A 13,189-nucleotide genomic window follows, 5' to 3' on the forward strand; every position below is an offset into this window, starting at 1 on the left:
TCCTGTGAATAGAAATTTTTGGACTCCGTATCCTAGCAAATTTTGCGAGTACCCTCGGACCATAGCCTAGTTAACCATATTAAACCGTGAGTTCCCTCCCCACGGTAAATCCCTTTGAAATCCCCTCGTCCTTGGGTGATTTTACGAAATTAGCCTCCTGGGGACTGTTGCCGACTCAACCAATCGAGCAAATAATCGTTAACAAGATCTGGGGCTTCATCCTGGGGACAATGGCCAACATTTTCAAAGGACTGAAACTCAATCTGAGGATACTGTTCCACGAGGGCACGCCCTAGGGTGATCGGCTCCCAGGGATCTGCTGTGCCCCAAGCCACCGCCGTTGGACAGGTCAATTGGGGTAGGAGGTCATCCGGTAGTGGCCCCTGGGAGTAGCTCGTGAAGGCGAGGAAAACAGCGGCGGCGCCTGGATCTTTCGCTGGGGCCAAAATCATCTCTACCAGTTCATCGGTAATCGCGCTTTTGTCGGCATAGGCCTGGCCCAGGACGTTACGGACTGTTTTTGGCTGGGCTAATTGCTTGAAGAAAAGGGAGCCGAGAGGCGTTTGGGTGAGCATTTTTTGAAATAAAGGCACACCCCACCGTTGATAGAAAGGGGCTCTAGATAAATTACGTTCATGGAATAGGCGCAGGGAAAAATTCAAAGCAACAATGCCCTTCACCCAATCGGGATAGGAGACTGCCGCTTGCATCACCACCACACAGCCGATGGAATTACCAATTAAAAAGGCTGGCTCTCCAATCACCTCGGCGCAAAATGCCTGAACTTGGGCTGCCCAGGTATCAAAGGTATAGTCTGCCTCCAGTTTTGGCTGGGGTTTAGCTGATTTTCCGAAGCCCAAAAGGTCGATTGCATAGCAACGGTAATGTTCCCCGAGGACAGGCAAATTTTTGCGCCAATGGCCCACCGATGCCCCAAAACCATGTACGAGTAGAATGGGTGCCCCCTGGGTTCCCCATTGACGATAGTTGATCGCAAAGCCTCGCCATTGCCAGGTGTAGTCGGTTTGGGGGTCGGTCGGAGAAATAACGGTCATGGGGATCGGTTGAGCAGACAAGAACAGTGGGTCAGAAACAGGCCTTAGGCGATCGCCTAAGGGTTTTTGGGGTCATGGCCACCACAGGGGGGCACTGGGTCATAACCACCGGGATGGAAGGGGTGGCAGCGGCCAATGCGTTTAACCGCCAGCCAACTGCCCCGCACTGGACCAAACCGTTCCACCGCTTCGAGGGCATATTGGGAACAGGTGGGCTGAAAGCGACAACTGGGGGGAAAGAGGGGCGAGATCCAGCGGCGATATCCTTGGATGCCCCAGAGGATGATGGTTTTCATCGGGATTAGGCGAGGGCAGCGGTTTTCTGGAGATCAATTGTCTGGTTGAGGGCTTCGTTGACCAGACGGCTAAATTCTTCTCCCTCGATGGTTTCTTCTTCAATGAGACGATCTACCAGGCGATCAATCAGTTGCCGATTGTCGCGGATGATTTGTTTAGCCGTGTCATAACACTCGTTGATAATTTCCCGCACCTTGTGGTCAATGCGTTGGGCGATCGCCTCGGAATATTCTGGCCGCTCTCCCAACCAATCATTGCGCAGGAACACTTCCCCCCGGTTCGTTTCGAGGGCAAATTGACCAAGCTCCGACATCCCGAATTTAGTGACCATCTGGCGAGCAATATTCGTGAGCACCTGGATATCCTGGGAGGCCCCGGAGGTGATTTCGTCATAGCCAAAGACAATATCTTCGGCGGCTCGTCCTCCGAGAGCGACGGCGATCTGGGCATGAAATTGTGCTTTGGTGGTGAGGCCCTGTTCTTCGTTGGGGGTAAACCAGGTTAAACCTTGGGCGCGACCCCGGGGAATAATCGTCACTTTTTGCAGGGGGTCATGGTCCTTGAGTACCGTGCCGACAATGGCATGGCCCACCTCATGGTAGGCGATGAGACGTTTGCTTTTACCGTCCGTGAGGGGAGTGCCCTCCATGCCCGCCACAACCCGGTCAATGGCATCATTGATTTCGGCACTGGTGATCGCTTCCTTGCGACGACGGGCGGTAAAAATAGCGGCTTCATTGAGTAAATTGGCCAGATCTGCCCCCGAAAAGCCTGGGGTGCGCCGGGCGATCGCCTCAAGATCCACATCTTCAGCAATTTTCTTATCCTGGGCATGGACTTCAAGGATCGCCAGACGACCGGGGCGGTCAGGATAATCAACAGTCACCTGACGGTCAAAGCGGCCCGGTCGCAGGAGGGCTTGGTCGAGCACATCGGGGCGGTTTGTCGCCGCAATCACGATAATGCCAGAATTCCCCTCGAAGCCGTCCATCTCCGTGAGCAATTGGTTAAGGGTTTGTTCCCGTTCATCGTTGCCCCCACCAATGCCCGCACCCCGCTGACGGCCCACTGCATCGATTTCGTCGATAAACACCAGACAGGGAGCATTTTCCTGGGCTTTGCGAAACAGATCCCGCACCCGAGAGGCCCCAACCCCCACAAACATTTCCACAAATTCTGAGCCAGAAATACTAAAGAAAGGCACGCCGGCTTCGCCGGCGATCGCTTTGGCGAGGAGGGTTTTTCCTGTTCCAGGGGGGCCGATCAAGAGCATACCGCGGGGGATTTTCGCACCGATAGCAGTAAATTTATTCGGCTCCTTCAGAAAGGTAACTACTTCGCCGAGTTCTTCTTTCGCTTCTTCTACCCCGGCCACATCCTTGAACATGATGCCTGTCTCTGCATCCATCTGGAAGCGGGCCTTCGAGCGGCCAAAGTTCATGGCGTTATTTTGCATGCTGGCGGAGCGACGGATGATCAAGACCAGGCCGCCAATCAAAATCCCAAAGAGCAACAGATTTGTAAACAGGGCGATCGCCACGGAGTTGTCCTGGGAAGGAACCACCTCAAAATCTACATTATTTTCTCGCAGAGCCGTGAGTAACTCCTGGTTGTTGTTGAGAAGCTGCACCGTTTGGGCTTCCTCTTCTGTTTGGCCCCGGAGAATCACTGTGGCGGTGTTGGTCTCCGGGTCAAGGACAAATTTCTCGATTTGATCCTGGCGGATATCTTGGATTAAATTGCCGTAGTTTAACTCCTGCTTGGGCTCGGTTTGGGCGATCGCCCCTGCCCCCCAAAACAATGCCTGACCCAAAAGAAAGCTAGCCATGCCAGCCCGCCATCCGGAGAAAACGCGGGGGCGATCTTGGGTTTGCTGAGGATGACGATGATGAGGATGGTGGGACATAGCTTGACGAAAACAACAGAGAAACTGTCTTTATTTTAGGGTTTTCCTCTGGGAATCGCTGCCTGTGGGCGATTTCTCCCCTAACTTTCTGCTCCAATGCCTGCTCTATAACTGCTTCTTTCGCCAAAATCGTCCTCATCTATCGTTATACCGGGCTGGGATTTGCTAAGTTGAAGCGGGCCTGCCCTGTGGAAACCCCCCTCCCCTAAGCGTTGCCCAAAATTTAAAATTCAATCTAAAAAAATGAATGGTATTCTGTTCGATTTTGGCATCCTACTTGCTGAAATCGCTCTATTTTCAATTTTGATTATCCTTGGCCAGTTTTTAATCATCTCGACCCTCAAGCAATTAATCCAGTGGCTGCCAGGGAAACAGGGTGAAAATCTGTTGACTCTGACCCAAAAAATTCTTAAAAAGCTATTTCTATTACTCGCTTTTGGTGGCGTTGCCACTATTCTGGCGCTCAATGGTTATTTATTATTACAGGGTCGGTCTATCTATCGCTACACCCTGGGAATTCTGAATGACATTTCGGTAGAACAGTGGCGCAATCTAGCCCTCGGCCTGGGCCGCAGTATTCTTCTTCTCCTCTTGGTGAGTTTGATTATTGCTAGTCTCAAACCGCGTTTAAGGCAGTTGGGCGATCGCCTCAAGGCTTGGAAAAATATCAAGCAAAACAATCACAGTATCGATACGCTCTTTATGGCCTTAGATTTAGCCATTACTAGTGGCTTATGGATCCTGGCTTTGGTTGTTTGTCTGGACTTTTTGTTTGTTCCCCCTTGGATCACCCAGTATTTTTATTTGGGAATTCAAGTTTATTTCTGGATCTGTTTGGCTATTATTAGTGTGCGAGCTGCGTTTTCTTTGATTGAAACTCTCGATGGTTTATCAACAGAATTTATCGCCAAAAATCCCGAGTCTATTCTGCGATTTTATCCTCGCTTTCAGCATCTATTGGGGCTACTAAAACGCTGTTTAGAGGCGGCAATTTATGTGGCAATTACTGGGACGGTTTTTGCTCAACTTCCTTGGGTTAATCCCCTTGCCAATTATGCCATTTCTATTAATCAAATTATTTTTATTATTCTGGTCGTTGCTTTTAGTATCGCCCTGGGTGACATTGTTGTTGAAAAGCTATTGCTGCGATCGCCTGACCTTAGTCCGATTCAATACCGTCGCCGCCTGACCTTTATTCCTCTAGTCCAAAATGGGGTTCGATACTGCATCTACTTTCTCGGCGGCGTCTCAGTGCTCTATGTCTTTAACATTGACCCCACACCAATTCTTGCTGGGGCGGGGATTGTGGGGATTGCCGTTGGTCTTGGGGCGCAAAATTTAATTAATGATCTCGTCAATGGCTTGTCGATTTTGTTGCAGAACTATTATTTAGTAGGAGATTTTGTCCAGACCGATGATGCCACTGGGATTGTAGAGGCAATGGACTTGCGGGTTACCCGTATCCGCGATCCGGGGGGGCGTCTCCACATTATTCGCAATGGTGATATTAAAACCATCGTGAATTATTCAAAAAAATATGTTTATGCGGTGGTGTATGTCGGGGTGGATTACGACTCTAATTTAGATCATGTGTATCGCGTCCTTGAGGAAGTAGGACATCAAATCAAAGAGTTACATCCCGATGTGCTCGAGCCGACGCGCATTGATGGTTTAGATGATTTTGCAGAATCAGAGCTAACCATTCGCACGGCGACCAAGGTCAAACCAGGGAAACATCTTCCAGTGCAACGGCTACTCCGAAAATTGATCAAGGAAGCTTTTGACCGTGAACAGATTGAAATTCCCTTTGCCCGTCGGGTGCTGATCCTGAAAAATGAGGGGACTTTGGAGAATCTGGATAGCGAAGCAGAAAGTATGTCAGACTTTTCTCAGTGATTGGGCTCAAAATAGGCAAAATTTAGTCTAATAAGAGCAGTAATTGTTTAAATTTCAGATTAGTGGCCATGTCTCAAGCGACCTTATCCAAAAAAATGTGGGCGATCGCCCTTGCGAGTATCAGCTGTCTGCTTCCCCTACGGCCAGCACAGTCCCAGAGTATTTTTGGTGAAACCGAAATTGATCCAAATAACATGGCGGCGATCGCTGTACCTCTGAACAGTGGCGGCTACAACTTACTGGTAGTGGAACAGTTGGAACGACCGGATCGGCAGGAATGTTGGGCTGAAACAGGGAGTAACCCAACCACCGTTGAGCCTCTGTTGTTAAACTTCGATTTCACGGGTTTTTGTCGCCGCAGTACTGACAGCAATGGCTATTCCATGCGCGTTGGCGGTGAAGATTTCGGCCAAAGCCATCTGCTGCGGATTATCCCCTGGGAAAATGAAATGCTGCTGGTGGCAACCCCCAATGTCAATACCCAAGATGAAATTGTCATCGGCCGTACCAATGGCCTTGCCGATGGCTTCCTTAAGTTCAACCTCCTGCCGGGCTGGGAATTTACCCGGCGCACCTTTGAGGATCGACCCTTGGGTCACTTCTACTTCTCTAGCAATGGCCGTCAGATTGCTATTATCAAAAAGCCCACCATCGATGAACTGGTCGCAGGCATTACCGGACGATCCATTGTGACGTTGGATTCTTTTCCTGGTATCGAACCCCCCGCCCCAGAAACGACCAATCCCGATGATCCAGGTGTCGCAGCAGGCTTTACGGATATCAGCGGTGATATTTACCGTAATGAAATTGCCCAGGCGGTGAATGTTGGCTTTATTGCAGGTTTTAATGACAATACCTTTCGTCCTAATGATGTCCTAACACGGGAACAGTTAGTTTCGATGGCGATCGAAGGTTTATTAACGATCCCGAACACTAATCTTAATGTTCCAACCCAAGTTGCCAGCGATCCCTATCCCGATGTGGCGGCTGACCGCTGGAGTGCGGCGAAAATCGCCTGGGCCCGGGCAAATAACATTGTCAGTGGTTATCCAGACGGTACATTTCAACCGACCCAGCCGGTAACTCGCGCTGAACTATTGGCGATTCTCCGTCGTACTGCTGAATATGCCCAGGCCGCCCAGGGACGCCCAACAACCCTTGTCGCCACTAACAATCCGGTGGCCTTTAGTGATACAGCAACCCATTGGGCCGGTGCATTAACAACGCAGATGTCGGCTTTCTGTCGGGTAGCGTCTCCTCTCAATGAAAGTGGCGATCGCTTCTTCCCCGATACCGCATCTCAACGGAACTACGCAGCGGCAGCCACCCTCCGGGCGCTCCAATGTAGCACGCGCTAAGTTGTCCTGAGGCGCTCAGTAAAATCAAAAAAATAGCCCTGATGTCTAAGCATTTGGGCTATTTTTTGGTTTGTTGAAGATTCTAAGGTTGAGCGATTTAAATTGGGGTGATGTCCGCCGAATCAAAAAATGCGTCCACCTCTGGGCTATCAACGCGATCGCCTTCTGTCACCACCAGAATTTGGTGGAGGGTAGGCCCATTGGGATCAATATAAATTTCGGCCCTGGTGGTATAAATCGTTCCATCATCTTGGGTGGCGCTCATCACCAAGTTTGTCCCCGGAATCCCAAAGCGATCGCTCGCCTCATCCAGGACGATAGTAGAGCCAGAATTACTTGCGGCACCTTCTTTAGCCGCTTCTAATCCTTGGGCGGCGTCATACTGATCTGGCGCAACTGGATAAGTCACACTGCTCACCATGAAAAATTGTTGGTTGGCATCATCCGCATAGGAAGTCATCGTAAATTCCAGTTCACCTAAATCAGAAGGTGTTGTTTGCGTTTCTGTTTCGGGTGTACCCGGAAATTTCACCGTCAAGTTGCCATCTTCTGTCTGAAAATCAATCCAATCTGCCGTCAAAGCCGCCGAGTCATCCCCCGTAGCATCACCCTCTGTCGTTTCCGTGGTTGTTGTGCCACCAGAGGTATCACTATCGGCATTGTCATTGCTCACCAGCCCACAGCCAAATATGGCCCCTTGGAACATGGCCAGACTCAAAAAAAGTAAAAGTTTAGATTTCATAGGGGTTTTAAACCGATATTTCAATAAAGCCCAGTCAATATTGAGCTTGCTCAGTATTCAATCATGGACTACTTTTTCTGATCCTAGACGTTCTCTCTGAGAGTCGCATCTTTTCTTCACGGAAATTCGACAGCAGGCAGAAAGGCGGCTTGAGCATATCTAAAAATTTCTCACCCCTGGGAGCGAGATAAAAATCATTCACAGAGTGAATCATGCTTTTACACTAGAGGTTAGCGTAGGTTGTTTGCCCGTTGTGAGTTACAGCCAATCTACCCATTCTTTTATGCAGACGCAGATTGTTACAAACATCTATGCTTTGTTTTCTCCGAATCGAAAATTTCGCGCTGATTGATCGCCTAGAGCTGGAACTGCAGACTGGGTTAATGGTTTTGACAGGGGAGACGGGGGCCGGAAAATCGATTATTCTCGATGCCCTAGACCTTGCCTTGGGGGGAAAAGCCACTGCTCGGATGGTTCGGGCCAAAAATACCCAAGGAGACTCCCAAGGAGAGCGGGCATTCATTGAAGCAACTTTTTTGCTTACGCCAGGCGTTAAGGAATGGCTGCAAGCACAAGAGATTGATCTTTTAGAAGATGAAACGGTAGTTTGTAGCCGAGAACTTAGTCTCAATCGCACGGGATTGCGATCGCGCAGCCGTGTGAATGGGGTGATTCTTACCCAGGGGCTGATGGTGGCCCTACGGGAGCAGTTGTTAGAAATTACTGCCCAGGGTCAAACGGTAGAGCTGTTAATCCCGGAACGGCAACGTATTCTGTTGGATAGCTACGGTGGTGCTCAGTTGCAGCAGCAGCGACAAAAGGTGGCTACTGCCCATCAAATTTATTTTAAAGCAAAGCATTTACTCGAAAACCGTCGCACCTCGGAACAAGAACGACTACAACGGCTTGATTTACTGCAATATCAACTTCGAGAGCTAAATGAAGCGAATTTAAGCGATCCTGAAGAGTTGGAACAGCTCCAACAGGAAGGCGATCGCCTGTCCCATGTGGTGGAATTACAACAGCTCAGTTACCAGACCCATCGCATTCTCTACCAAAATGATGACCCCGAAACACCAGCAGTGGCGGATCTCTTGGGAGATGCCGAAAGTCTGCTCCAGGAGATGGTCGGCTATGATCCGCAATTGGGCGGGATTTTAGAGATGGTGCGCAATGCCCTGACGGAAGTGGTAGAAGCCGGCCATCAGATCAGTGCCTATGGCAGTGACTTGGAGGCAGACCCAGAACAACTAACGCAGATTGCTGAACGGATTCGGACGCTGAAGCAAATTTGCCGCAAATATGGTGCAACTTTAGGGGAGGCGATCGCCCACCGAGACAAACTTCAGGGGGAGCTAGATGCCCTCACCGCGACAGATCAATCCATTGAGGCCTTAGAGCGCGACTGTGCGGTTAAATATCAAGAACTAGAGGTTCAATGTCAGGAATTGACCCAATTGCGCCAAAAAGCAGCCCAAAAGTTGGAAAAGCAACTTGTTAAGGAATTAAAACCCCTAGCGATGGCCAAGGTGATTTTTGAATGTCGCCTCAGCCCAACTCCCCCCACAGCAGTCGGCTCCGATCAGGTGATTTTTTACTTCAGCCCAAACCCAGGGGAAGCAGCTCAACCCCTCGCCGAAATTGCCTCCGGTGGGGAAATGAGTCGTTTTCTACTGGCGCTCAAATCCTGCTTTACCCAGCAGCAAAGCACACCGAAAACCCTGGTTTTTGATGAAATTGATGCAGGGGTTTCGGGGAAAGTTGCCCAGGCGATCGCCGCCAAACTCCACCAGCTCAGTCAGCATCATCAGGTACTCTGTGTGACGCACCAGCCCCTAATTGCAGCCATGGCTGATGGCCATTTCCGGGTCACAAAACAGGTGCAGTCTAAGGGGAAAAAAGTCAAAGGAGAAGCAGGCGATCGCACAATTGTCTCCGTAGAATCTCTCCAGCATCCCCACACCCGCCGCGATGAACTCGCACAGCTCACAGGGGGCCATGCTGCTGAGGAAGCAATTTCCTTCGCTGAGTCTTTACTCACCCAAGCCCAGAGCCTTAAGGAAACCCTCAAAAGCAGTTAGTTAGGCGAGATTGCTTTGGGCCACATTCACCAGATGTTGGGTCCAATATTCCGCAAGATACTGTTCTTCTGCTTCCACCATCACCCGTACCACCGGTTCTGTACCAGAAGCGCGTACTAATACCCGGCCCCGATCACCCATGGCGGCTTCGGCTTTACTGATTTCCGTCTGGAGGCGATCGCAATCTTGCCAATTTAAACGGCGATCGCGGTCTTCTACCCGGACATTTCTGAGCAGTTGGGGATAGGTCTGAAAACTTTGGTCAATCAGCTCGCTGAGGGGAACCCCTGCGGCCTGTATCAACGCTGCTAAATGAAGTGCTGTTTGAATCCCATCCCCAGACACACTGTGGTGATGGCAGAGAATATGACCCGACTGCTCCCCACCGAGCATTGCCCCCGTTTGCCACATGGCCGCTTGCACATGTTGATCACCGACAGCGGTACGACGAAGTTGTCCTCCCAGTTTTTCCCAGGCCCGCTCAAAACCCAGGTTCGCCATCACCGTACCAACAATTAAGTTTTCGGGTAACTGACCTGCTTCCTGGAGCTGTTTGCCCCAGAGGTAGAGGGTGTAATCTCCGTCTACAACCCGCCCTTGGTTATCCACAGCGATCACCCGGTCTGCGTCCCCATCAAAGGCAAAACCAAGATCGGCTTGGTGGTATTGCATGGCGGCTTGGAGCTGATCGATATGGGTAGAACCGCAGTTCACATTAATCTTGCTGCCATCGGGTTGGTGGTGCAGGGCGATCACTTCAGCACCAAGGGCTTGGAAAAGTTCGGGGGCCAAATGAACGGAAGCACCCCAGGCTAAATCCAGGACTACTTTTAAACCGCTCAGGGATAAATCTCGGGGCAGGGTGGCAAAGACGGCATCACGGTACTGTTGGGTCAGCTCCTTTTGGTGTTGGTAGGAACCGCAGTTCTGGTGACTCAATTGGAACGGTTCTGGGTGTTGACCCCGCAGGCCGGCTTCAATTTTTGCGCTGAGATCCTTGAGCAGTTTTGTACCAGCATGGCTAAAAAACTTAATGCCGTTATCTTCGGGGGGGTTGTGGCTGGCGGAGATCATAATGCCACCGATCGCCTCGGTGGTGCGAGCCAGATGGGAAACACAGGGAGTGGGACAAAGACCCACATGCCATACTTCTAAACCGGAAGCGGTTAAACCAGCGGCGATCGCCATCGCCAACATATCACTGGAGTTGCGGGAGTCTTGACCGATGATCACGGGGGCGCGCCGTTCTGCCGTTTCCTGGAGAACTTGGCCGGCCCAGTAACCCACCTGAAGCGCGAAGGGGGCAGTGAGTAGATCACCGGCTTTACCACGAATCCCATCAGTACCAAACAACGAACCTGCGGGCAAATCACATCGGAGTGCGTGGGGCGGATAACTCGCCAACATACGACTCAGGGGATGTCCTTCCTCTGGCATGATCATCATTGGTTTTGTCCTCACAACATACAGACACAACGATATCAGCGATCGCTTCGTCCTGCGCCATGGGGAGGCATTTTCATCAGGGATTGGTATCAATGGGGTCTAATTTAAAAACTTGCGGTAAGGATTACGCCCTGATTCACCGCTTTATTCGCTGAAATCGCCTTCTAAATCGTCATCTGTTTCAGGCAAGGTCACGGTGGCATAAATATCAGCAAGAGAGATTTCTAAGTCTAAAGATTGCAGTTTGAGAAGCGCTTCTTGGCCTTGATAACTTTCAAGAATCCAGAGATCGCCTTCGCCACGCCGGAAGCAGTCCACGGAATATTGGGTGGTGCTCACCAAAACATATTCTTGCAGGCTGGGAATGGTGCGGTAAAACTTAAACTTATTGCCCCGGTCAAAGCCTTCTGTGGATTCCGAAAGTACTTCAATAATGACTCTAGGTTCGGTTACATAGGACAAGCTCAACTCATCATTATCATCGCAACTAACAATTAAATCTGGATAGAAAAATTTTTTTCCTGCCGATAAGCGCACTTTCACATCAGCCATATAGGTGCGGCAAGGGGAATTGTTGAGATGATTGCGGAGGGCGATCGCTAGATTGAGGCTCAAGGTATTGTGAGCACGGGTTGCACCAGCCATCGCATAGACTTCTCCGTGCATATATTCATGTCTAATGTCACTGTCTTGCTCCAGTGCTAGATATTCTTCGGGGCTGAGGTAGTGATCAGTGGTGAGAGCAACCATGATTTTTTTGACTAAACGCAACTTGTTCTTCTATTTTGCCAAGAATCTATGGATCTGTTCTTGACGATAAATTGAAGGGCTCATGTAACAGGCGATCGCCCCGGGACATTTCCCCTTGGGTCACACTTTAGGAAAAGGAAAAAGTAGGGTTAAATGAGATGGGAATTTTCCTATTTTTACTCCACTTTCACCAACACAGTCAGCGAATATCCTATGGTTGCCCTTACCCCGAACCCAAGCTACAGCGTCACCATTCAGTTACGGATCTCCAATCGGGCTGGCACCCTCGCCAATGTGACCCAGGCGATCGCCAATGTGGGGGGCAGCCTCGGCAATATCGACCTGGTGGAACGGGACCTGAAGTTTTTAATCCGCAACATCACCGTCGATGCATCTAGCGAAAAACACGCCGGGGAAATTGTCGATGCGGTGAAGGCTGTCCCTGATATTGAAGTGCTTAAAGTCTCAGACCGCACCTTTGATATCCACCGGGGGGGCAAAATCACCGTGGAAAGTCGCATTCCCCTGACGGTGCAGTCGGATCTCGCCATGGCCTATACCCCTGGGGTGGGGCGGGTTTGTAAGGCGATCGCCGAAGCGCCGGAGCAGGTTTATGACTTGACCGTGAAAAGCAATATGGTGGCGATCGTCACCGATGGCAGTGCGGTACTGGGGCTCGGGAACCTGGGGCCAGAGGCGGCGATGCCCGTGATGGAAGGGAAAGCGATGCTCTTTAAGGAATTTGCGGATGTCAACGCCTTCCCCATCTGTTTGGCCACCCAGGATGTAGAAGAAATCGTCCGCACAGTGAAATATTTGGCGCCGGTGTTTGGGGGGGTGAATTTAGAAGATATTGCCGCCCCCCGCTGTTTTGAAATCGAACAACGGTTGAAAGCCGAAACAGATATTCCCATCTTCCATGATGATCAACATGGCACGGCGATCGTTTCCCTCGCCGCGCTGTTTAACGCCTTAAAGTTGGTGAAAAAAGACCTCCAGACCGTCAAAATCGTGATCAATGGGGCCGGGGCTGCGGGGGTGGCGATCGCCAAACTGCTCCGTCAAGCGGGGACAACGGATATTTGGATGTGTGATTCGAAGGGGATTATTTCTACCCAGCGGGATAATCTGACGGCTGAAAAACAAGAATTTGCCGTTGCTGCCTCTGGAACCCTCGCTGATGCAATGAAAAATGCGGATATTTTTCTTGGGGTGAGCGCGCCCGGTGTGGTGACCCCGGAGATGGTCGCTTCCATGGCGAAAGATCCGATTGTCTTTGCCATGGCGAACCCGATCCCTGAAATTCAGCCGGAACTGATTATGGATAAGGTGGCCGTCGTCGCCACCGGACGCAGCGACTACCCAAACCAAATTAACAATGTCCTGGCATTTCCTGGGGTCTTCCGGGGCGCCCTCGATTGCCGTGCCTCCAGCATCACCACCAATATGTGTCTCCAAGCGGCCCAGGCGATCGCCTCGTTGGTGAGCCCCGCCCAACTGGATCGCGAACACATTATTCCTTCCGTCTTCGATCAACGGGTGGCCCCTGCCGTCGCTGCCGCCGTTGGCCAGGCTGCTCGCCAAGATGGTGTCGCCCGTCGCTAGACTTTTAACGTTGCCCAATTCACCAAAAAACTCCCCAGTCGGTTAAGAAAACT

Annotated in this window: 10 protein-coding genes; 4 read left to right on the forward strand and 6 right to left on the reverse strand. The window is 50.8% G+C overall.

The window, feature by feature from the left end; translation table 11 throughout:
* Positions 1-149: 149 nt before the first annotated feature.
* Genes ACZ45B_RS03025 through ftsH form a run of 3 tightly spaced genes read right to left on the reverse strand, consistent with a single transcriptional unit; the run spans position 150 to position 3,180 of the window.
* Positions 150-1,055 (reverse strand): alpha/beta fold hydrolase, encoded by a 906-nt coding sequence (locus ACZ45B_RS03025; protein WP_024544962.1) that lies wholly within the window; start codon positions 1,053-1,055, stop codon positions 150-152.
* Between the two features lie 56 nt (positions 1,056-1,111).
* The gene (gene yidD / locus ACZ45B_RS03030; protein ID WP_096416602.1) at positions 1,112-1,351 is read right to left on the reverse strand and encodes a membrane protein insertion efficiency factor YidD; all 240 of its coding nucleotides are present in this window, start codon (positions 1,349-1,351) and stop codon (positions 1,112-1,114) included.
* A 5-nt stretch (positions 1,352-1,356) separates the two neighbouring features.
* Positions 1,357-3,180 (reverse strand): ATP-dependent zinc metalloprotease FtsH, encoded by a 1,824-nt coding sequence (gene ftsH / locus ACZ45B_RS03035; protein WP_236612392.1) that lies wholly within the window; start codon positions 3,178-3,180, stop codon positions 1,357-1,359.
* 321 nt (positions 3,181-3,501) lie between these two features.
* Between ftsH and ACZ45B_RS03040 the strand changes: the two genes are divergently transcribed.
* Positions 3,502-5,154, forward strand: coding sequence for a mechanosensitive ion channel family protein (locus tag ACZ45B_RS03040; protein WP_024544965.1), 1,653 nt, complete (start codon positions 3,502-3,504; stop codon positions 5,152-5,154).
* A 68-nt stretch (positions 5,155-5,222) separates the two neighbouring features.
* Positions 5,223-6,512 carry a DUF3747 domain-containing protein gene (locus ACZ45B_RS03045; RefSeq protein ID WP_024544966.1) on the forward strand — a complete coding sequence of 430 codons (1,290 nt, stop codon included), beginning with the start codon at positions 5,223-5,225 and terminating at the stop codon, positions 6,510-6,512.
* Between the two features lie 97 nt (positions 6,513-6,609).
* Here ACZ45B_RS03045 and ACZ45B_RS03050 read toward each other — a convergent pair whose 3' ends face one another.
* Positions 6,610-7,254, reverse strand: a complete 645-nt coding sequence (locus tag ACZ45B_RS03050) for a hypothetical protein (RefSeq protein WP_464674980.1) — start codon at positions 7,252-7,254, stop codon at positions 6,610-6,612.
* Positions 7,255-7,565: 311 nt separating this feature from the next.
* On the opposite strand from ACZ45B_RS03050, the gene recN reads away from it, so the two are divergent.
* A complete protein-coding gene (gene recN / locus ACZ45B_RS03055) occupies positions 7,566-9,335 on the forward strand; it encodes a DNA repair protein RecN (protein ID WP_024544968.1) in 1,770 nt (589 codons plus the stop codon).
* Here recN and glmM read toward each other — a convergent pair whose 3' ends face one another.
* A complete protein-coding gene (gene glmM / locus ACZ45B_RS03060; RefSeq protein WP_029681666.1) occupies positions 9,336-10,742 on the reverse strand; it encodes a phosphoglucosamine mutase in 1,407 nt (468 codons plus the stop codon).
* Between the two features lie 183 nt (positions 10,743-10,925).
* Entirely contained in the window at positions 10,926-11,531 is a 606-nt protein-coding gene (locus tag ACZ45B_RS03065) for a Uma2 family endonuclease (RefSeq protein WP_024544970.1), read from the reverse strand.
* A 213-nt stretch (positions 11,532-11,744) separates the two neighbouring features.
* Here ACZ45B_RS03065 and ACZ45B_RS03070 point away from each other — a divergent pair, with 213 nt between their 5' ends.
* A complete protein-coding gene (locus ACZ45B_RS03070) occupies positions 11,745-13,136 on the forward strand; it encodes an NAD-dependent malic enzyme (protein ID WP_024544971.1) in 1,392 nt (463 codons plus the stop codon).
* Positions 13,137-13,189: the final 53 nt, after the last annotated feature.

This window comes from Picosynechococcus sp. NKBG15041c (assembly GCF_055380235.1).

Bases quoted from the DNA above. Each gene is read 5' to 3' on its own strand.
- glmM (WP_029681666.1), bottom strand. From the start codon at position 10,742: ATGTTGGCGAGTTATCCGCCCCACGCACTCCGATGTGATTTGCCCGCA.
- yidD (WP_096416602.1), bottom strand. From the start codon at position 1,351: ATGAAAACCATCATCCTCTGGGGCATCCAAGGATATCGCCGCTGGATC.
- ftsH (WP_236612392.1), bottom strand. From the start codon at position 3,180: ATGGCTAGCTTTCTTTTGGGTCAGGCATTGTTTTGGGGGGCAGGGGCG.
- ACZ45B_RS03070 (WP_024544971.1), top strand. From the start codon at position 11,745: ATGGTTGCCCTTACCCCGAACCCAAGCTACAGCGTCACCATTCAGTTA.
- ACZ45B_RS03040 (WP_024544965.1), top strand. From the start codon at position 3,502: ATGAATGGTATTCTGTTCGATTTTGGCATCCTACTTGCTGAAATCGCT.
- ACZ45B_RS03065 (WP_024544970.1), bottom strand. From the start codon at position 11,531: ATGGTTGCTCTCACCACTGATCACTACCTCAGCCCCGAAGAATATCTA.
- ACZ45B_RS03025 (WP_024544962.1), bottom strand. From the start codon at position 1,055: ATGACCGTTATTTCTCCGACCGACCCCCAAACCGACTACACCTGGCAA.
- ACZ45B_RS03045 (WP_024544966.1), top strand. From the start codon at position 5,223: ATGTCTCAAGCGACCTTATCCAAAAAAATGTGGGCGATCGCCCTTGCG.
- ACZ45B_RS03050 (WP_464674980.1), bottom strand. From the start codon at position 7,254: ATGAAATCTAAACTTTTACTTTTTTTGAGTCTGGCCATGTTCCAAGGG.
- recN (WP_024544968.1), top strand. From the start codon at position 7,566: ATGCTTTGTTTTCTCCGAATCGAAAATTTCGCGCTGATTGATCGCCTA.